Source organism: Paenibacillus sp. Y301 (assembly GCF_059445505.1).
On the sequence record NZ_JCAIUL010000016.1, the window covers coordinates 98784 to 117415 of the forward strand.

General features: G+C 40.3%; 15 protein-coding genes, 11 tRNA genes and 1 rRNA gene. 1 reads left to right on the top strand and 26 read right to left on the bottom strand.

Translation table 11 applies throughout. The features are described 5' to 3' along the window. Nucleotides 1-31: 31 nt before the first annotated feature. Both AC1D69_RS21265 and AC1D69_RS21270 read right to left on the bottom strand, forming a co-directional pair. Nucleotides 32-826 (bottom strand): SDR family NAD(P)-dependent oxidoreductase, encoded by a 795-nt coding sequence (locus AC1D69_RS21265; protein WP_495458138.1) that lies wholly within the window; start codon nt 824-826, stop codon nt 32-34. Nucleotides 827-839: 13 nt separating this feature from the next. Continuing rightward, nucleotides 840-1682, bottom strand: coding sequence for an aldo/keto reductase (locus tag AC1D69_RS21270; protein ID WP_495458139.1), 843 nt, complete (start codon nt 1680-1682; stop codon nt 840-842). Between the two features lie 190 nt (nt 1683-1872). On the opposite strand from AC1D69_RS21270, the gene AC1D69_RS21275 reads away from it, so the two are divergent. Next, nucleotides 1873-2235 carry a winged helix-turn-helix transcriptional regulator gene (locus tag AC1D69_RS21275; RefSeq protein WP_495458140.1) on the top strand — a complete coding sequence of 121 codons (363 nt, stop codon included), beginning with the start codon at nt 1873-1875 and terminating at the stop codon, nt 2233-2235. 57 nt (nt 2236-2292) lie between these two features. Here AC1D69_RS21275 and AC1D69_RS21280 read toward each other — a convergent pair whose 3' ends face one another. From AC1D69_RS21280 to rrf, 24 genes are all read right to left on the bottom strand, one after another. After that, on the bottom strand, nt 2293-3021 hold the full coding sequence (locus AC1D69_RS21280) for a YjjG family noncanonical pyrimidine nucleotidase (protein WP_495458141.1): 729 nt from the start codon (nt 3019-3021) through the stop codon (nt 2293-2295). Then, the gene (locus AC1D69_RS21285) at nt 3018-3479 is read right to left on the bottom strand and encodes a DMT family transporter (RefSeq protein WP_495458142.1); all 462 of its coding nucleotides are present in this window, start codon (nt 3477-3479) and stop codon (nt 3018-3020) included. The genes AC1D69_RS21280 and AC1D69_RS21285 overlap by 4 nt, the downstream gene beginning before the upstream one ends. A 38-nt stretch (nt 3480-3517) precedes the next feature. Beyond that, nucleotides 3518-4216 (bottom strand): Crp/Fnr family transcriptional regulator, encoded by a 699-nt coding sequence (locus AC1D69_RS21290; RefSeq protein WP_495458143.1) that lies wholly within the window; start codon nt 4214-4216, stop codon nt 3518-3520. A 48-nt stretch (nt 4217-4264) separates the two neighbouring features. Next, on the bottom strand, nt 4265-4690 hold the full coding sequence (locus AC1D69_RS21295; RefSeq protein WP_495458144.1) for a DMT family transporter: 426 nt from the start codon (nt 4688-4690) through the stop codon (nt 4265-4267). Nucleotides 4691-4931: 241 nt separating this feature from the next. Next, nucleotides 4932-5834, bottom strand: coding sequence for an SDR family oxidoreductase (locus tag AC1D69_RS21300; protein ID WP_495458145.1), 903 nt, complete (start codon nt 5832-5834; stop codon nt 4932-4934). A gap of 418 nt (nt 5835-6252) precedes the next feature. Continuing rightward, nucleotides 6253-8085, bottom strand: coding sequence for a glutamine--fructose-6-phosphate transaminase (isomerizing) (glmS, locus tag AC1D69_RS21305; RefSeq protein ID WP_495458146.1), 1833 nt, complete (start codon nt 8083-8085; stop codon nt 6253-6255). A gap of 588 nt (nt 8086-8673) precedes the next feature. Further along, complete coding sequence (gene glmM / locus AC1D69_RS21310; RefSeq protein WP_495458147.1) at nt 8674-10014, bottom strand: phosphoglucosamine mutase; 1341 nt, start codon at nt 10012-10014, stop codon at nt 8674-8676. 58 nt (nt 10015-10072) lie between these two features. Further along, the gene (locus AC1D69_RS21315; protein WP_495458148.1) at nt 10073-11491 is read right to left on the bottom strand and encodes a CdaR family protein; all 1419 of its coding nucleotides are present in this window, start codon (nt 11489-11491) and stop codon (nt 10073-10075) included. Continuing rightward, complete coding sequence (cdaA, locus tag AC1D69_RS21320) at nt 11475-12314, bottom strand: diadenylate cyclase CdaA (RefSeq protein ID WP_495458149.1); 840 nt, start codon at nt 12312-12314, stop codon at nt 11475-11477. The genes AC1D69_RS21315 and cdaA overlap by 17 nt, the downstream gene beginning before the upstream one ends. Before the next feature lie 194 nt (nt 12315-12508). Beyond that, a complete protein-coding gene (locus AC1D69_RS21325; protein ID WP_495458150.1) occupies nt 12509-13123 on the bottom strand; it encodes an anti-sigma factor family protein in 615 nt (204 codons plus the stop codon). Between the two features lie 117 nt (nt 13124-13240). After that, nucleotides 13241-13810 (bottom strand): RNA polymerase sigma factor SigW, encoded by a 570-nt coding sequence (sigW, locus tag AC1D69_RS21330; protein WP_495458159.1) that lies wholly within the window; start codon nt 13808-13810, stop codon nt 13241-13243. Nucleotides 13811-13996: 186 nt separating this feature from the next. Further along, entirely contained in the window at nt 13997-16798 is a 2802-nt protein-coding gene (gene ppc, locus AC1D69_RS21335) for a phosphoenolpyruvate carboxylase (RefSeq protein WP_495458151.1), read from the bottom strand. Between the two features lie 444 nt (nt 16799-17242). Then, a tRNA-Gly gene (locus tag AC1D69_RS21340) sits at nt 17243-17316 on the bottom strand. An 11-nt stretch (nt 17317-17327) separates the two neighbouring features. Further along, a tRNA-Pro gene (locus AC1D69_RS21345) sits at nt 17328-17401 on the bottom strand. A 23-nt stretch (nt 17402-17424) separates the two neighbouring features. Then, a tRNA-Arg gene (locus AC1D69_RS21350) sits at nt 17425-17501 on the bottom strand. An 18-nt stretch (nt 17502-17519) separates the two neighbouring features. Next, nucleotides 17520-17594, bottom strand: a tRNA-Gly gene (locus AC1D69_RS21355). An 8-nt stretch (nt 17595-17602) separates the two neighbouring features. After that, nucleotides 17603-17687, bottom strand: a tRNA-Leu gene (locus AC1D69_RS21360). Nucleotides 17688-17701: 14 nt separating this feature from the next. Then, a tRNA-Lys gene (locus AC1D69_RS21365) sits at nt 17702-17777 on the bottom strand. A 4-nt stretch (nt 17778-17781) separates the two neighbouring features. Next, a tRNA-Gln gene (locus tag AC1D69_RS21370) sits at nt 17782-17856 on the bottom strand. Nucleotides 17857-17904: 48 nt separating this feature from the next. Further along, nucleotides 17905-17980 (bottom strand) — tRNA-Val (locus tag AC1D69_RS21375). 18 nt (nt 17981-17998) lie between these two features. After that, nucleotides 17999-18073: transfer RNA gene (locus AC1D69_RS21380), tRNA-Glu, on the bottom strand. Between the two features lie 20 nt (nt 18074-18093). Next, a tRNA-Thr gene (locus AC1D69_RS21385) sits at nt 18094-18169 on the bottom strand. 2 nt (nt 18170-18171) lie between these two features. Next, a tRNA-Asn gene (locus AC1D69_RS21390) sits at nt 18172-18247 on the bottom strand. 66 nt (nt 18248-18313) lie between these two features. Next, nucleotides 18314-18430, bottom strand: a 5S ribosomal RNA gene (gene rrf, locus AC1D69_RS21395). Between the last annotated feature and the right edge of the window lie 202 nt (nt 18431-18632).

The following is an 18632-nucleotide window of genomic DNA, read 5'->3' on the forward strand; positions in this document are numbered from 1 at the left end:
ATTAGAAAACATGGTTTTTTATAATCATCAACTAAAACACGCTACGCACTAATCCTCCATCAATTCTTAATGCAGAACCATTAATGGCTGAGGAAAGGGGACTACTTAAAAAGACAACGAGATTTGCTATTTCCTCAGGTCGAATAAGCCTTTGAATTATAGAAGTGGGGCGATTCTCACTCATAAATCGCTTCTCCGCTTCTTCGACTGTTAAATTGTCATGAGGATAAAGAGAATCTAACATCGTCATTACCCCTTCTGTTAAAGTCGACCCTGGCATAATCGTATTTACTGTCACATTCGTTCCCCGAGTCAGCTCAGCTAAACTGCGAGAGAGCGAGAGCTGCATCGTCTTAGTTGCACTATAATGAGCCATTTCCTGAGATGGCATAATCGCTGCCTCACTAGCAATAAAGATGATTCTCCCCTCATTATGAGGAATCATTTGTTGGAGGTAGTGCCTTGTAAGCCGAACACCACTCATGATATTAACTTCAAAAAATTTAAACCATTCTTCATCAGGGATATCGAAATATTCTGCAGGTTCAAATATTCCAAGATTGTTTATCAGAATATCTACCTCAGGATATTTCTTTATAAGCTCCTGACATCCTTGTTCTGTACCCAAATCTGCTACTGCCGATTGAAGAATCGCTTCCGGATATTGTCCTTGAATTTCATCAATCGTTTGCCTTACCTTCCCTTCATTGCGCCCATTAATAAGGACTGTTGCACCCTCCGCAACTAAAGATATAGCGATTGCTTTACCAATACCAGCTGTAGATCCAGTAACTAACGCCGTTTTCCCTTTTAAATTAAGTTCCATACAAGACCGCTCCTTAGAAATCGAAATTTTCTGGATCTGGACCTACTCGAAGGTTCTGGTTCAATCCATCGATTCGCTCCATATCTTCTTTAGTCAATTCAAAATCAAACACGGATGCATTCTCAATAATACGATGTTCCTTGGTCGATTTAGGAATCGTTACAATACCATTCTGTAAATCCCAGCGCAAAATCACTTGAGCAATCGATTTACCATACTTAGCACCAATTTCTTTTAAGTCTGGATGATCTAATAAGTGCCCTTGCATTAACGGAGACCATGCTTCGAATTGAATGCCATTGTTTTTACAAAATGCTTGTACATCTTTTTGTGTCAAACGTGGATGATGTTCTAATTGATCTACCATCGGCTTAATCTCCGCATCTTTCATTAACTCTTCAAGTTGATGAACAAGGAAGTTACTGACTCCGATTGCCTTTACACGTCCTGCTTTATAGAGGGTCTCCAATGCTCTCCAAGCTTCTTTGAATTTACTCTCTACTGGCCAGTGGATCAGATATAAATCTAAATATTCCAATCCCAGCTTTTGCAAGCTCGTCTCATAAGCGGCAATCGTTGACTCATAGCCTAGATCAGCATTCCACACTTTTGATGTAACGAATAACTCTTCTCTAGAAATCCCGGCTGCTTCCATTCCTTGGCGAATGCCACGACCTACACCTTCTTCATTCCCATAAATGGCTGCTGTATCAATACTTCTGTATCCATTCTTGATCGCTGTTTTCACCGCATGTTCAAGTTCTGGACCTTCTTCTACTTGAAATACTCCCAATCCAAACCAGGGCATTTTTATACCATTATGAAGTGTTGTTGTATCTTGCAGACTTTTTAGCATAATCCGTATTCCTCCTTGTCTTTCACTTTATTTATAATGGAGAGCTGGTCTCCATCTGAGGTTATTGCACTCGTGAGCTATAGTCATCAATGACTACAAATGCTATGATAAGTTAATTACAATAAAAAGAACAGTACGTACTTTAAAGTAATATAGGCACTTAAAAGTACCTATCTAATGGAGGAAGATCATGATCCAGAAAAAATACAACATCTCTGTTGAAGCAACACTTGAAGTCATCGGTGGGAAATGGAAATGTGTGATCTTATGTCATTTGACTCATGGCAAGAAACGTACAACAGAATTGAAAAAGTTGATGCCCAAGATCACACAAAAAATGCTGACCCAGCAACTACGCGAATTAGAGGCTGATGGCATCATTCATCGAATTAGTTATAATCAGGTTCCACCGAAAGTCGAATACGAACTGAGTGAATATGGACATAGTTTAGAAGCCATTCTTAGTTCCCTATGTAATTGGGGGGAGCAACATATCATTAGAGAATACGGTGATAAGTATGCTGTGCTAGAGGACAACATATTAAATAATTAGACCTTTCGATAATAGCCATGGTTGATATAAACACTATTATTTCCACCTAATTAGGGATTATCCACCACACCCAAGAGACTGGAGGTCTGTCAGCAGCAAGCTATCCAAAATTCGATACAGTTCATTCAGATCTTGTATTTCATAGGTAGGTACAATCCCAGTAGGGTTAGGTTTCAATCCAGGGTTGAACCAGCATGTATCTAGACCTGCTAGCTGCCCACCATGAATATCCGCGCTCAAGGAATCTCCGATAATCAAGGCATTTTCCACAGCAAAGTTAGGAATTCGTTCAAACACAACATTGAAATACTCCCTCATGGGTTTCTGAAACCCCGTATCTTCTGATACAAAAATGTCCTTAAATAGGGGGTGTAACCCGGAATCACGTAACCGTCGATCCTGAGTTCTGGAGACACCATTAGTTACAACATATAAATCATATTGCTGTTGTAGAACTGTTATCAGTTCAAGGGCTCCGTCAACAAGTTGATGTCCCTCTTCTAGGTAACTCCGATATTTATTCTCCAGCAATGCCCCCTCAACCTCTTGACCATATGCCTTAAAAAGAATGGAAAAGCGAGTATTGATTACCTCATCGCGACTAATCGTTCCTACTTCAAAGTCTCTCCAGAGTCCTTGATTTATTACTTTATAATGTGCTTCGATTTCGGCGCTTAGAGGCATTTGTTGATCCTCAAAAAGTAAACGTAACGCTAATTTCTCTGCTGCACCGAAATCTAATAATGTATCATCTACATCGAATAATAACGTTTGATATTTTCTCAAATTGATCTCTCCACTCTCTGCATCACACCGCCTAATTTAAATACAACAATCCCGCCAACAATGACGAGCACACCTATTAATTGCTTAGGAGTAAACGGTACCTTATCTAACCCTAACCATCCTAGAGAATCCCATAGTAAAGCAGATCCCAGCTGTGATGTTAGAACAATAGAGATGGCATACGTAGGACCGAGTGATTTCATTCCTTGCACCATACAGATAACGACGCCTACACCAATTAGACCACTGAACCAATACCATAGTTGCATATTGTCCAGTTCAAACATATGTTTTCCTTCAAAGATAAGACCAATCGTTAATGACGCTAGGAATCCCATACCTAATACTAACGTCGTTGTCGCCCAAGATCCCGCTCGTTCATTTACTTTATTATTGAAAATATTTTGTAAACTGACCAGTGAACCTCCGACCAGTGCCAAGATTAGTCCTAGAACCATATCTTTAACTCTCCCATTTGTTCATTTTTTATGACACGTTATTCGTAGATATTATGGCTCGACAACTTTCTCAATCCTTCTCTATTCTTAACTAGGATGAACCCTTTGCTACGCTCGATCAGACCATCGGTGCAGAACTGCCCAATAACCCGATTCAAATGTCTATAACTCGTTCCAATGAAGTTCGCTGCATCCTTAATATTGACTCTTCCTTGTTGCCCTTTATATAGATCATCGGACTCATCGAATGAAATAGACAATAAATAACTTGCCAATCTTACTTCCACCGGGTGGAGCAGATTAAAGCTCATTGAATTGTTTTTAAGATGAAATTTGCGCGTAATAATTTTTAATAAAAATTGTAATAGTGGCGAATAGTCGCTTCCGTACTTTTTCAACCAACGATGATGAATAGCAATCATATAAACAGTTGATACAGCTTCTACTGTGTTAATAATGTTAATATCCTGTACATATTCAATATCGCCTATAATTTCAAGCGCTGTCTTGAACGAAAGAATAAGTGTTCTGCCTTCTTCCGAAGTCGTAGACACTTTTACCTTTCCCTTAACAAGAACATACAGATACTCTGAAGGTTCCCCTTGTGAACAGATCCGTTCCCCATGTTCAAAACTAACTAACGTCAAATATGGCATCAGTTCTTCATTAAATACCGATTCTAATTCGTGAGCACGTAGATAAGATTCTAATTCCTCACGATCATTCATGACTTTCATTACACCGATTCACCACCAGTCTTTTCAACCTGTATAGTGTACTACCTATCACAGCCCCAGTATTATCACACCTGCTACCATCATACCAATTCCAATGAACTGTGGCAGCCTCATCTTGAGTTTCTCTACACCAAACCACCCATTAATATCTATTAAAAAGGTCAATCCCAACTGAGCGATCATTATAATCGATACGGTAAGGGTAACACCAATCTGCTGAATAGCCGTAACATTACTGAAAATAATGACTGCCGCAAAAGCTCCCCCGAACAAATACAATGGTTTTACTTGCTTGAACCGCTTCAACGAACTGTCGCGAACAAACATAAAAATAAGCATCGCTGCAACGAACCCCGTGAACTGTGTTAACGCCGCCGTTTGCCATGTACCAATATCTTGACTAATCCTAGCATTCGCTACACCTTGTAGGGTAATAAAAGCTCCAGCAAAAAATGCAAATATAATCCCTCTCATTGTCTCTTCCCCCAGATCCATTTCTCTCTATTTCATTAAATGTTATTTCCTAATCCTTTGGAAAGGACATATGTCCTCAAATGTGAAAGATGACGTTCTTCTTTGTTCATGGTATGTGAATACGGCTTCTTTTTACTTTTTAGAATCGAAAAAAGGTGACCCATGAAGATCTTATTGATAGATCCCTTGAGTCACCTTGATTTAAGTTTAGAGATATATTCCTCTTGAGATTACTAGAATGTTACGGTGTCGGCGTACCACCATTCGCATTAAGGGTTTCACCTGTAATATAACTTGACTCTTGGCTGGCCAAGAACACATAAGCAGGAGCCATTTCTGCTGGCTGTCCTGCACGGCCAAGTGGGGTGTTTCCACCGAAATCTGCTAGTTTCTCTGTTGGTTGACCTCCGACGACTTGAAGCGGCGTCCATACGGGACCAGGTGCCACAACGTTTACCCGAATGCCTTTGCTTGCTACTTGCTGTGCAAGGGCTTTGCTAAAAGTATTAATCGCCGATTTCGTTGTCGCATAATCTAGAAGGATTGGTGATGGTTTATAAGCCTGGATCGAAGAAGTATTAATGATCGAGCCACCCGGTTTCATATGTTTCACGCAAGCCTTACACAGCCAGAACAGTGAATACACATTAGTCTTGAAAGTGGCATCGAATTGCTCTGTGGTTAAATCCGCAATATCCTCCACGAACTGTTGCTTACCGGCAACGTTGGCCAGAATATCAATGGATCCAAACTTCTCCACTGCCGTGGTAATCAATTGCTCGCAGTATTGTTCGTCCATGAGATCACCAGGCATAGCAATAGCGGTCCGACCCGCTTCTTCGATTAACTTAACTACCTCTTGAGCATCTTCCTCTTCCTCCGGCAAGTAGGAGAGCAACACATCTGCACCTTCCCGGGCAAAAGCAATCGCTGTCGCGCGACCAATCCCACTATCTGCTCCCGTAACTACTGCTTTTCGTCCCGTTAAACGTCCCGTACCCCGATAACTTGTCTCACCAGTATCTGGTACGGGATTCATTTTATGTTGGAGCCCTGGTTCAGGCTGTTTCTGCTTCCATTCAGGTGTTGCCTTCGGATATTGTGTAGTTGGGTCTTGCATTGTATATTGGTCTTGATCTGACATAAGCAATTCCTCCTCTAGATGAATGTAAAGTTTAGTAGTTGCCTTTAAAGATCTAACTCTTCTTTTTGTAACCCTAATCGGACATATTTAAACGGTTTACAACATTTTTTGATCATAATATAACCAAAAGGTTCATTCTAATTTGCCCTAATTGATTCGCTAATGAACCATCATCTATGTAACTTATCTTTTTTATGTATTGAAATATTAATACTGTTTATATCCAGATTCTGTTTCATATTTTGCTGATCTCTCTAATTGCTTTTACTTAGATCGTTTTTCCTCTCTATAATAAAATAGGGTCGCCCTAATCATAAATTAGGACGACCCATCATGTGTTTCTATTCTTTTGTCAGTTCCACAGTTTGTTACTGGTTATAAACTTTTATTTCACCAGACAACGACCGAATCAACCCTCTTACTCCACAGTCACGCTCTTCGCCAAGTTACGTGGTTTATCTACATCATTACCACGAGCAAGTGAAGCATAGTATGACAGCAGTTGTAGAGGCACTACAGACAATGCTGGACTTAGGAGTGGTAATGTCTTAGGAATAGCAAATACTTGGTCTACAGACTTCAGTAGGGTCGATACGTGCTCTTCATACGTAATGGCCATGATATCTGCTCCACGAGCATTTACTTCCTTAATATTGCTCACTGTCTTTTCAAGAACAGATTCTTGTGTAACTAAAGCAATAACAGGAATTCCTTCTTCAATTAATGCTAGAGTTCCGTGTTTCAATTCACCTGCTGGATAAGCTTCAGAGTGAATATATGAGATTTCTTTAAGCTTCAAAGATCCCTCTTGAGCAACGGCAAAGTCTACTCCACGACCGATGAAGAATAAATGTTCATGGTGTGAAATCTGTTCTGCATAAGCCTTAATAGCTTCGGATTGCTCCAACATACTATCTAATTGTTCAGGCAATGCTTGCATAGCTTGAATGATTTCTTTAACAGCTTCTGTAGTCTGTGTCCCACGTACTTCAGCAAGATACAATCCGAAGAGATAAAATGCGATCAATTGGGAAGTATAAGCCTTAGTCGATGCTACTGCGATTTCAGGACCAGCTAATGTAACAATGACATCATCTGCATCACGAGCGATCGAGCTTCCTACAACGTTAGTAATAGCTAATACATGCGCCCCATTAGCCTTCGCCTCACGTAGTGCTGCAAGTGTATCTGCTGTCTCTCCAGACTGGCTTACAACGATCACAAGCGTCTCTGGTGTCACGATAGGTGAACGATAACGGTATTCTGAAGCGACATCGTTCTCAACAGGAATACGTACCAATTGCTCAATCACATTACGTCCGACAAGACCCGCATGATAAGCTGTTCCACAAGCGACGATCTGTATATTACGTATATTTAAAATTTGGTCATGAGTCAGCTTCAACTCTGGAAGGAATACCTTCTCACCCTTAGCATCAATCCGTCCACGCATAGTGTCACGGTACGCTTTTGGTTGTTCGTGAATTTCCTTCAACATGAAGTGCTCAAAGCCGCCTTTTTCTGCTGTTACGGCATCCCAATCGACATGAATCATTTCCCGAGAAATAAAATTCCCTTCAATAGTCATTAATTCGACGGAATCTTGTGTCAATACAGCCATTTCACCATCATTCAGGATATACACATTACGCGTATATTGGAGAATTGCTGGAATATCAGAACCGATAAAGTTCTCCCCATCTCCAAGACCAATGATCAGTGGGCTAGCTTGACGAACTGCAACGAGTTTATCTGGCTCATACTCCGTTAATACGCCTAATGCGAAAGCACCACGCATAAAGGTAATCGCTTTTCGCACAGCTTTAACAATATCTCCATCATATTCACGAGCAATTAGATGAGCAATAATCTCAGTATCCGTATCCGATTTAAACGTATGACCTTCACGGATTAACTCTTCCTTCAAATCCAAATAGTTCTCGATAATACCGTTATGAACAACGGAGAACCTTTGGCTCTCGTCCGTATGTGGATGGGAATTCGCATCAGATGGTTTACCATGAGTTGCCCAACGCGTATGGCCAATACCTGCTGCTCCAATTAATGGATCATTCTCGAGCTTGGCTTCCAAGTTAACCATACGTCCTTTGGCTTTCACGACTTCAAGACCCTTATCTGTAAATACCGCAATTCCTGCAGAATCATAACCTCGATATTCCAGCTTTTTAAGACCCTCAATTAGCACCGATTGCGTATTCTTATTTCCAATGTATCCGACTATACCACACATATATAAAATCCTCCCGTTCACTTCTGCTCTATTTTTAGAATAAAAGTGTACGAGTCCACTGTGCGGCACGTACAAGAATGCACGGTAAATGTATTTAATTTTCAAAAGTTCATTCACAAATGTACATTCAGGTTCCCTACCGCTACTTAAGCTCTCGCACACTTATGATTATATAATTGCTACACCCATCGGTACGTTGTATGAACAGTCGCCCGCTCATTTTCCGTTATCCGATTCACGGCTCTGGTGTATCACCGGGAGGTCCCCGCCGAACATTTCGAACACCTCCACCTCGTCAACTTGAGCTGCCGTTGTCGTCAGGAGCCCGATACAGATCAATCATCTGGATCTTCGTCCATCTTACTTCCCGCGCTAGCCAAGTTCTGGCGCTTTTCAATCTTAAACCCTACGATCCTCACTCTCTATATTTGAATGACATCCGTTTATTATATGCATGTTAACCCGATTTGGCAATATAAATAGAAAACATTGACCGTAGTCCCATATTATATAACCTATGGTGATGCCGAAGAAACTTTATAAAACTAGTCTCATCGACATCAAGGTGTACCTATCTATCTTGCTTTCTTACACTAATTCCCGCTTCACTACCTCAACGATATCTGCTACATAACGATCCAAACTCTCTTTATCTGGTCCTTCAGCCATCACTCGAATCAATGACTCAGTACCTGAAGCTCGTACAAGAACTCGTCCGTTATCCGCTAACTTCTCTTCAATGGATGCCACAGCTTCTTGAATTGCGACATTGCCTTCATAATTGCTCTTGTCTTCCACGCGAACATTCACCAATACTTGTGGATATTTTCTCATCATCATCTTAGCTTCACTAAGTTTCTTACTGGATTGTATTAAGGTATCTACTAGTTGGATCCCTGTAAGAAGACCATCACCTGTCGTATTATAATCTAAGAAAATAACATGACCAGACTGTTCTCCACCTAAGTTGTATCCACCTCTGCGCATTTCTTCCATCACGTAACGATCGCCTACTGCTGTTTTGGATGTTTTAAGTTCTAACTTCTCAGCAGCTTTATAGAAACCGATATTACTCATGACCGTCGATACAATCGTGTTATCATTTAGTTTACCGCTTCGATTCATTGATTCTCCACAAATACATAGAATAAAGTCACCGTCTATTTCTTCTCCAGTATCATCAATAGCGATCAATCGGTCAGCATCACCATCAAAAGCTAATCCAAGATCAGCTTTATGATTCAATACTTCCTGTTTCAACTTCTCTGGATGTGTTGATCCACAGTGATCATTAATGTTCAGACCATTTGGTTCCGAACCTATTGTAATTACCTCAGCACCCAGATCACGGAATAACATTGGTGCAAGTTCAAATGCCGCACCATTTGCGCTATCCAATACAATCTTGAGTCCAGTAAAGGATTGGGTAATTGTTGTCTTCAAGAAATCTAGATACTTATATTTAGAATCATTATCTACAATGACATTTCCTAAATCCGCTCCAACTGGGCGTGGCAATTGATCCACCTCAGCGTCCATTAATTTCTCAATTTCAAGCTCTGTTTCGTCAGAAAGTTTAAATCCATCTCCGCCGAAGAACTTAATGCCATTATCCTCAACTGGATTATGTGATGCAGAGATCATGACACCTGCATCTGCCTTTAATAGACGTGTTATATAAGCTACAGCTGGTGTAGTCACTACACCTAAACGAATAACATGTGCCCCGATAGATAATAAGCCCGCTACTAAAGCAGATTCAAGCATATGTCCTGAGACTCGAGTATCCATTCCAATCACGACCGTTGGTTTATCTACATTACTCGTAAGTACATATCCACCACAACGTCCAATGCTATAAGCCATTTCAGCTGTTAACTCAATATTAGCAATCCCACGTACGCCATCAGTTCCGAAATATTTACCCATAATTTTCTCCTTTATATCAACTCATGTAACCCCGAGTTGTCTCCCTTTTTTGTCCGTTTTACGGTAATTTGTTACTTTCGTCTCCATTAGTTTCCCCAATGGAAGAATTAGAATTAGTGGAAGCATTAGATTGATCTACACTTGGATCAGGAGTTTCCTCTGGTTCAGGTGTGGTTGTCACAGGATCTAAAGGCGGATCTGGTTCATATATCTCTCCAACTGGTACATCCGGTGGTTCTTTACCGTCTGTAGGTGTCTTATCCTTCACCTCAATCGTAGCCTTCATCACATCTTCACTAGCAAATGATGTGAATTGAGGAAGAGTAACATCTAGAGTTACTTCCTGAACGCCTGCTTTTAAATTTGCAACGTTTGCAACCACTTTTATATCTTTAGCATCTAGACTCTTAAGTTGGGAATATGCCCCTTTAAGAGTCAAACTAATGGCCTTAGGTTCCACAATCGTTGCCTGTTTATTTTCACTTGCACCTTCAACTTCAATAGGAATATTATCTATTGTGATCTGATCTACAGATACGACTTCTACTTCCACATCCACAATGCTTGGTTCTATTTTCTCAATACCCGAAGGTAGATCAAGATTAGCTTTCAGTGTAAACTTACCTGCTTTATCAATTTGACTCAGATCTACCGTTGCGGCATTATACGCCTCAATTGCTGCTAATGCTTCTTTGGGGCCATATAATTTAACTTCTTTCACATTAGAAACTACACTAGACAGTACTAATCCTTCGGGTAAATTTTCGGTGTATTTAACTTCCAGTGGCACTCTCTTGAAGGATGCAGATATTGGTACTTGTACCGATACCACGGAAGGTTCGATAATAGCATTCTTTACCTCTTGCCCTTTAATGTCCAGAGCAATCAGTTTCACCTTTTTCTCACGAATTGTTTCTTTACTCCCATCAAGATCAATCGTTCCCTGTACCTTCACTACACTTAATAGTTCACTATCCGGTAATGTAACCTGTACAGCACTAGGTTCTATTGTCATTTCACCCATAACATATCCATCAGACTGAGACCCTGTCGTTACAATGGTTACAGGGAAGGTGGCATCTGTTCGCTTTTCAATCGTGATCGTAACCTTCGATGGCTCCATAGACACCAGTTCAACGCCTGATGGAAGTTCGGATGACAAAGGTACCGTATAGGTACCTTCCTTTACATCATGAAGATCTAATATAACTTTATAATCGTCATTGAAGATCGATGTAATCGCAGATCGTTTGCCCTTAACTTCCATTCTGACCCGATCAATATCCACCGAACTTAACTCATAGGAAGTGTCGTCTAAGCCAGATGGTTGTATTTTGACATTTTCTATAATAGTGGTATCCATGGCCGTAGTAGGGGTTGGTGTAACATCCTCAATATGGACCATACCCCACAATAGAACACTGACGGCAATCGCAAGAATTTTTACTACCGTGTTGTTCTTAATCCATCTTTCCATTTTTGCCGCCCCCCTTCCGTTTCCAGAATGCAGGACGTTTTTCTTTTACACTAGACCTTGGACGTAATTCCTCATACAACTTCGATATCAGTGACTCCTCTTTTATATCCCTCACCACTTGACCATTCATTGCCAATGAGATCTGTCCCGTCTCTTCCGACACTATAACAGATATGGCATCGCCTACCTCACTTATCCCTATTGCAGCACGATGACGAGTTCCTAATTCCTTACTGATAAAAGGATTCTCTGATAGCGGCAAATAACAAGCTGAAGCAGCGATTCTATTCGACTGAATTATCATCGCACCATCATGCAAGGGTGTATTAGGAATAAAGATGTTAATGATCAGTTCAGAACTAATCATCGAATTCATGGGTATACCCGATTCAGTATATTCATTTAATCCTGTCTCACGTTCAAAAACAATTAATGCACCAATTTTTCTGCGTGATAAATAATTCACAGCTTTAATCATTTCGCTTATTAATTTAGTGAACTCTTCATCTTCAGCAGAACTTCGCCCGAGAAATTTACCTCGACCTAATTGCTCTAATGCTCGTCGAAGCTCCGGTTGAAATATAATAAAAATGGCCAATACTCCAAAAGTAAACATCTGATTCATGAGCCACTTCAGCGTGTACAGATTTAACCAAGTACTTAGTGCCCAAATAATAACTAGAACCAGAATTCCTTTTAACAATTGAATTGCCCTGGTACCCCTTACCAACAAAATAGCGTGGTAAATGATATATGATACTATAGCGATATCGATAATATCCTTAATGGAATCGCTCCAAGTGATGTCGGTGAAATAACTCATCCAAAGGCCCCCGTTTATTCCCTTTAATAATATTATGCTCTCACTATATAATGTCCCTAATGTATAGGTTATAACGATCAACCTCATGATGCAAGCGAAGGTTATATAAATTTGGACAAAATGGGTAATCTCAACAAAAAAGGTGCCATCTTTGTGTAAAAGAGGCACCATAACGTCCTGTTACCTTTAAATCACTAACGGTAGGCAACATCCGAGAAAACATTAGAGATTTTGTACCAGATCCAATCTACCGCTCGATCGACATTTTTTACTTGTCCAGAAATATGTGCAGTTGATGCTCTGAACAACGACCCGTCAATCACAGTCAAATTCCCTTGTACTTCCCCAAATACCTCTGTCTTCCCGTTCTCTATCGTTAGATCGCCTGAAATCGTTGTTCCTTCAGGTACAATGACTGTATTCCCTTTAATAACTACTTCATCCAAATCGCTTCCTTGAACCAATAACTGTGTATCTTGATTAAAGATATTAACAGCACTGAACAGCATGATTACAAGAAATAGAGCTGCCGCTGTTGCTGCGGGATGCATTTTCATCCATCTAACCCACACTTGTTGCTTCTTATGTTTGGGCATGATACTCATAATGCGATCCGTTAACTCACTCGATGCAGAAGGAATATGGTGAGGAACAGAATACAGCATCATTTCTGTTTGCTCAAGTTCTTTAAAATCCATACGACAACTTGGGCAGGACAATAAGTGAGACTTTAGCATCAGTTGTTGTTCCTTGGACAAGTCATCGTCTAGATAATCATGCATTAAAGAGACGGCTATCTTGCATTCCATATGAGCCATTCCTTTCAAAAAATCTGTTAATTTCCCATTACCTATAACATAAGGCATAAGACTTGATAATTTACATACGTATCAATGCTAAAGATGTTTCATAATATAATGGGAAGTTTACAACTTCGGCTCTAATTTTTTACGTAAAAACTCTCGACCCCGATGAACACGTGTCTTTATCGTTGTCACAGGCATATCTAATACATCACTAATTTCTTGTAAAGACAAATCTTGAAGATATCTTAAGATCATGACAGATTTATATTTTGCTGGAAGACTCTCGATGGCATCGTAAATCAGCTGTTTTGTTTCTGAAATCATTAACTCACTTTCGGGGGTTCGATCATCACTTGGGATCAAGGAATAACCGTCCAGACCCTCCTGTTCGTTCATATCAGCGTCTAGCGAATATGTAGATTTTCTTTTCCTCAAACGATCAATACAGAGGTTGGTTGCAATACGATAAATCCATGTCGAGAATTTCTGATTAGGATCAAATCGATCCAAACTTTTAAATACACGCAAAAATGTCTCCTGAACGACATCCTCCGCTTCATGACGATTGTTCAGCATCCTATAGCCCAAATGGTATATTTTATCTTTATATAACTCAACAATTTCTGCAAAAGCCTGCTGATCACCATTTAGTGCAAGCTTCGTTAATCTATTCTCTATTTGGTCCAACATTATTCCCCCAGACTTGCTGATGGGTATCATAGGTTCTAATACAACATTAGAATAGTAATTCATGTCTGTCAAAAAAGCAATACCACATCTCTATTATTAACAAAAAAGACCAAATAAAAATCGAGGTTCCCGAAGGAACTCTCGACATGATATCTTACATTGTTCCAAAGTTTATTCAAAAATACATCAACCCGTATTTCGAAGTCCTGCAGCAATTCCGTTGATAGTTAATAATACTTCACGTAGTAGCTCATTGTTATCTTCGCCCTGATCGCGTAGTTCACGTAACTCGCTAACAAGCTGAACTTGAAGATAACTTAGTGGATCTACGTAAGGATTACGAAGTCGAATCGATTCCTGTATAACCGGAACATTATCAAGGATCTCTTTTTGTCCTGTTATTTTGAGAATAAGATCTGAAGTCAACTTGAATTCTTCTTCAATCTGATTGAAAATACGGTCACGATACGATGATTCTTTCGTCATATTAGCATACTCTTTCGCTATCAAGAGATCTGCCTTCGCAATAGCCAATTGTAACGTATCAATAAGTGTTGTGAAGAATGAGAAGTTAGAATACATATCTTGTAGAACCTTCAAGTTCTCTTCCTTATCCTGATAAAAGCTTTGTAAGCCTGTACCTGCAGCATACCATGCTGGAAGTAAATAACGACTCTGCGTCCACGCAAACACCCAAGGAATGCAACGTAAATCTTCGAATCGATCACTATTCTTACGTTTAGAAGGACGTGAACCAATATTAAGCTCTCCAACCTCTGGTAATGGCGTTGATTCCTTAAAGAACCTCAAGAAGTCAGGATCACGGAAGATCAGATCTTGGTACTTATCAAGAGAAACCTCTGAAATCCCCCTTACGATATTATCCCATTGCTCTTCTTGTTGTTCATAAAGATCATTATGAGGTGAGCGAGCATTAATAGCGGCTGTTATAAGGGCTGCTGTTGCTTGATCTAAGCTTCGGTAAGCTATACCTTGCAAAGAATAACGTGAAGAGATAACTTCGCCTTGCTCGGTTATTTTGATACCTCCACCAACGGTAGAAGCAGGTTGTGCTAAGATACTACGGTTCAGCGCCATCCCTCCGCGGCCTAGAGCTCCTCCACGACCGTGGAAGAATTTCAACTTCACGTTGTATTCATCTGCAGCTGCAGTTATTTTCTTCAAAGCAACACGTAGCTCCCAATTCGCTGTAACTACGCCTCCATCTTTGTTACTGTCAGAATATCCCAACATAATTTCCTGTAAATCATTCATGGCAGCAACGCTTTGTCGGTAAATAGGAAGATCGAGTACTTGTCTCATAATATCTGGCGCCGCATGAAGATCCTCGATTGTCTCAAACAATGGTACGGCTTGAAGAGTACATGTAACTGTCTGATCTGCATGTTGACAAAATAGGCCTACTTCCTTAGCGAATACCATCACTTCCAGAATATCACTAGCATCTTCGGCCATACTTATGAGATATTTCGTGATACAGTTTTTGCCGAATTCCTCTTGTGCCTTATACACGGTCCGATATACATCTAGACATTCCGTAGTACTTTCACTATATACATGATAAGGAGATGTAATAGGTCTTGGATCATTCAATAAATTATTCAGTAGAGTAATTTTCTCATCTTCAGTGAGTTGAGCATAGTTCTCCGAAATATTCATCTTTGCCAACACTTCAGTCATTGCATTCTCATGTTCTTGACTATGTTGGCGAATATCTAGAGATGCCGTATGGAATCCAAACAATTCAACTTGACGGATTAATTTCTCGATGTAAGTGTCTGCTACATAATCTGCATAGTGATGACGAAGACTTCGATCAATAATCTTCAGATCTTCAATAAACTCTGCAGGTGATGCATAACGCTCTGGTGTACCCTTCTTACTGTCATCTAGAACATTATTTACCTTCGCCATCATATGAACAAGTTTGATACGATAAGGTTCATTATCGTTATGCCATATAGAATTTTTGCTCAACGTAATCATGGACTGGTCGCGAAGAATCGATTCTTCTAGTTCACTTGAGATCGTAACAATAGATGTACTGAAACTTAAGTACTGCATGAATTCAGCCATAATGCGTTGATACTCTCGAACAGCTAACTTACGTTGCATACACAACGTCTGCCAAGTAATGTCAGAAGTAACGGATGGGTTACCATCACGATCTCCTCCAATCCAAGAGCCAAACTGGAGGTACGTTGGAACATGCCAGTGGTTTCCTGGGTAATATTTATCTAGACATCGTTCAAGTTCCAGATATACATCCGGAAGTACATGGAATAACGTTTCATGAAAGTAATACATACCGTTTCGAACTTCATCCAAAACAGTTGGTTTACGATCTCTTAATTCATCCGTTTGCCATAAAGTAATGACCTCATTCAGAAGTTTCTCTCTTAGTTGTTCCCGTTCACGGAAAGTAAGTGTTGGATTATCTAATAACATAACATCTTCAGAGATCCGCTTATGAATATCGAGTATTGCTCTGCGCATAGCTTCTGTCGGGTGAGCTGTCATGATAAGTTCAAGTGAAAGACCTTCTACAATATCCTGAACTTCTTCATATGTGAAATTTTGCTCTTTCAATTCTTGAATTGCGCCTTCAATAGAACCTGGTTGAACTGTTTCTCCTGCAGAACGCTCATAATCACGTTTTCTACGAATACGATGGTTCTGTTCAGCGATATTTACCAATTGAAAGTAGACTGCGAACGCTCGAATCACCTGATGTCGTGTATCCGGCTTTAATGTGTCAATCATATCCTTAAATTCAGCATATACTTCAGGCAAAAATACTGATCTCAAGGATTTGCTTGTTTCACGTATCTTCTCTACGATCTCTAATAGTTCATTGCCCCCTTGATGCACTAAGACTTCTCCAAGAATGTTACCAAGAAATCGTACATCTCTCCGAAGCAAGTTATTAGAGTTACTCTTACTAGTGGTAACCGTAAGGTCAGTCATGTTACTCCTCCCGTCTTCTCTGTTAATTGCTATCTATTTGTTCATACCTTCGTAATACTTCATAACATCATACAATAAATTAAAACTAAAATCTTTAATTTTCTTTAATAAGATTCAATTTAATTCTGTATTAATATTACCGTATGTGAATTTTGATTCATTCCCACATTTATAAATCTTAAATAAACGTATGTTTAATTAAGGTGATTTTTAATACCTAGTCAATACAAGCTTTTAGATAGCCTCATATTTATACATATACATCAATAAATTACCATATTTAGCGGGGTTAATCATACTGTTCAAATCAACCATACTAGTCTTTATAACATTTGACTTGAACATACATAGTAAATAATTCCTGAGTTACTCCGCAAGAATCAACTATGCAAAATATATATACAAAAAAATCCTTGAATATCAAGGATTATCGAATTTAAAATATGGAGCGGGTGATGGGAATCGAACCCACGCTATCAGCTTGGAAGGCTGAAGTTCTACCATTGAACTACACCCGCGAAGTAAAGAATCGGGACGACACGATTTGAACATGCGACCCCCTGGACCCAAACCAGGTGCTCTACCAAGCTGAGCTACGTCCCGAAATTATTCTTTTTGTAATAAAATGGTGCGCCCTAAGAGATTCGAACTCCTGGCCTTTTGATTCGTAGTCAAACGCTCTATCCAGCTGAGCTAAGGGCGCAAATGCATGTAATAAAAATGGAGCGGACGACGGGAATCGAACCCGCGACCCTCGCCTTGGCAAGGCGATGCTCTACCGCTGAGCCACGTCCGCAAAAAATATGGTGCGCGTGGAGGGACTTGAACCCCCACGTCGTGAAACGCTAGATCCTAAGTCTAGTGCGTCTGCCAATTCCGCCACACGCGCACACTTGTAAAAAATGGTGAGCCATGAAGGATTCGAACCTTCGACACCCTGATTAAAAGTCAGGTGCTCTACCAACTGAGCTAATGGCTCTTAATGGCTGGGAATATAGGATTTGAACCTATGCATGACGGAGTCAAAGTCCGTTGCCTTACCGCTTGGCTAATTCCCATTAATGGATCACTTATATTATCTCCAATATTACAACAATCACAATAAATGGTGGAGGCTGAGGGGATCGAACCCCCGACCCTCTGCTTGTAAGGCAGATGCTCTCCCAGCTGAGCTAAGCCTCCACGTTTCTAAAATTAAAATGGTGACCCGTAGGGGAATCGAACCCCTGTTACCTCCGTGAAAGGGAGGTGTCTTAACCGCTTGACCAACGGGCCATACTAGAATGAAAAACTTATGGAGCTCTCAACCGGATTCGAACCGGTGACCTCATCCTTACCATGGATGCACTCTACCTACTGAGCTATGAGAGCAATGGCTCCCCGAACAGGACTCGAACCTGTGACAACTCGATTAACAGTCGAGTGCTCTACCAACTGAGCTATCAGGGAATATAAGCATTCATGAGATAAAGCGAAGCGTATAATATGCATGTACACATATTTTACAGAATAACTGCTTGGCGGCGTCCTACTCTCCCAGGACCCTGCGGTCCAAGTACCATCGGCGCTGGAGGACTTAACGGTCGTGTTCGGGATGGGTACGTGTGGAACCCCTCCGCTATCGCCACCAAACGTGATTTTTCGAAGCTTACGCTTCTCGAAATCGCTGCGAGAAAATATCAGCCCCAAAAAGGACATGCAGCTGTATTCAAGGTTTAATCCTTGAAAACTAGATACGAATGAATTTGCAGTTCGAAACTTTCATTGCTTCTGAAGCCTAAACTTCAGAATATTAGGATAAGCCCTCGACCGATTAGTATTGGTCAGCTCCATG

What these genes read in the sequence shown, in the direction of transcription:
- AC1D69_RS21265 (WP_495458138.1), bottom strand. Translation starts at nt 826, where the DNA reads ATGGAACTTAATTTAAAAGGGAAAACGGCGTTAGTTACTGGATCTACA.
- AC1D69_RS21270 (WP_495458139.1), bottom strand. Translation starts at nt 1,682, where the DNA reads ATGCTAAAAAGTCTGCAAGATACAACAACACTTCATAATGGTATAAAA.
- AC1D69_RS21275 (WP_495458140.1), top strand. Translation starts at nt 1,873, where the DNA reads ATGATCCAGAAAAAATACAACATCTCTGTTGAAGCAACACTTGAAGTC.
- AC1D69_RS21285 (WP_495458142.1), bottom strand. Translation starts at nt 3,479, where the DNA reads ATGGTTCTAGGACTAATCTTGGCACTGGTCGGAGGTTCACTGGTCAGT.
- AC1D69_RS21290 (WP_495458143.1), bottom strand. Translation starts at nt 4,216, where the DNA reads ATGAAAGTCATGAATGATCGTGAGGAATTAGAATCTTATCTACGTGCT.
- AC1D69_RS21295 (WP_495458144.1), bottom strand. Translation starts at nt 4,690, where the DNA reads ATGAGAGGGATTATATTTGCATTTTTTGCTGGAGCTTTTATTACCCTA.
- AC1D69_RS21300 (WP_495458145.1), bottom strand. Translation starts at nt 5,834, where the DNA reads ATGTCAGATCAAGACCAATATACAATGCAAGACCCAACTACACAATAT.
- glmS (WP_495458146.1), bottom strand. Translation starts at nt 8,085, where the DNA reads ATGTGTGGTATAGTCGGATACATTGGAAATAAGAATACGCAATCGGTG.
- glmM (WP_495458147.1), bottom strand. Translation starts at nt 10,014, where the DNA reads ATGGGTAAATATTTCGGAACTGATGGCGTACGTGGGATTGCTAATATT.
- AC1D69_RS21315 (WP_495458148.1), bottom strand. Translation starts at nt 11,491, where the DNA reads ATGGAAAGATGGATTAAGAACAACACGGTAGTAAAAATTCTTGCGATT.
- cdaA (WP_495458149.1), bottom strand. Translation starts at nt 12,314, where the DNA reads ATGAGTTATTTCACCGACATCACTTGGAGCGATTCCATTAAGGATATT.
- AC1D69_RS21325 (WP_495458150.1), bottom strand. Translation starts at nt 13,123, where the DNA reads ATGGAATGCAAGATAGCCGTCTCTTTAATGCATGATTATCTAGACGAT.
- sigW (WP_495458159.1), bottom strand. Translation starts at nt 13,810, where the DNA reads ATGTTGGACCAAATAGAGAATAGATTAACGAAGCTTGCACTAAATGGT.
- ppc (WP_495458151.1), bottom strand. Translation starts at nt 16,798, where the DNA reads ATGACTGACCTTACGGTTACCACTAGTAAGAGTAACTCTAATAACTTG.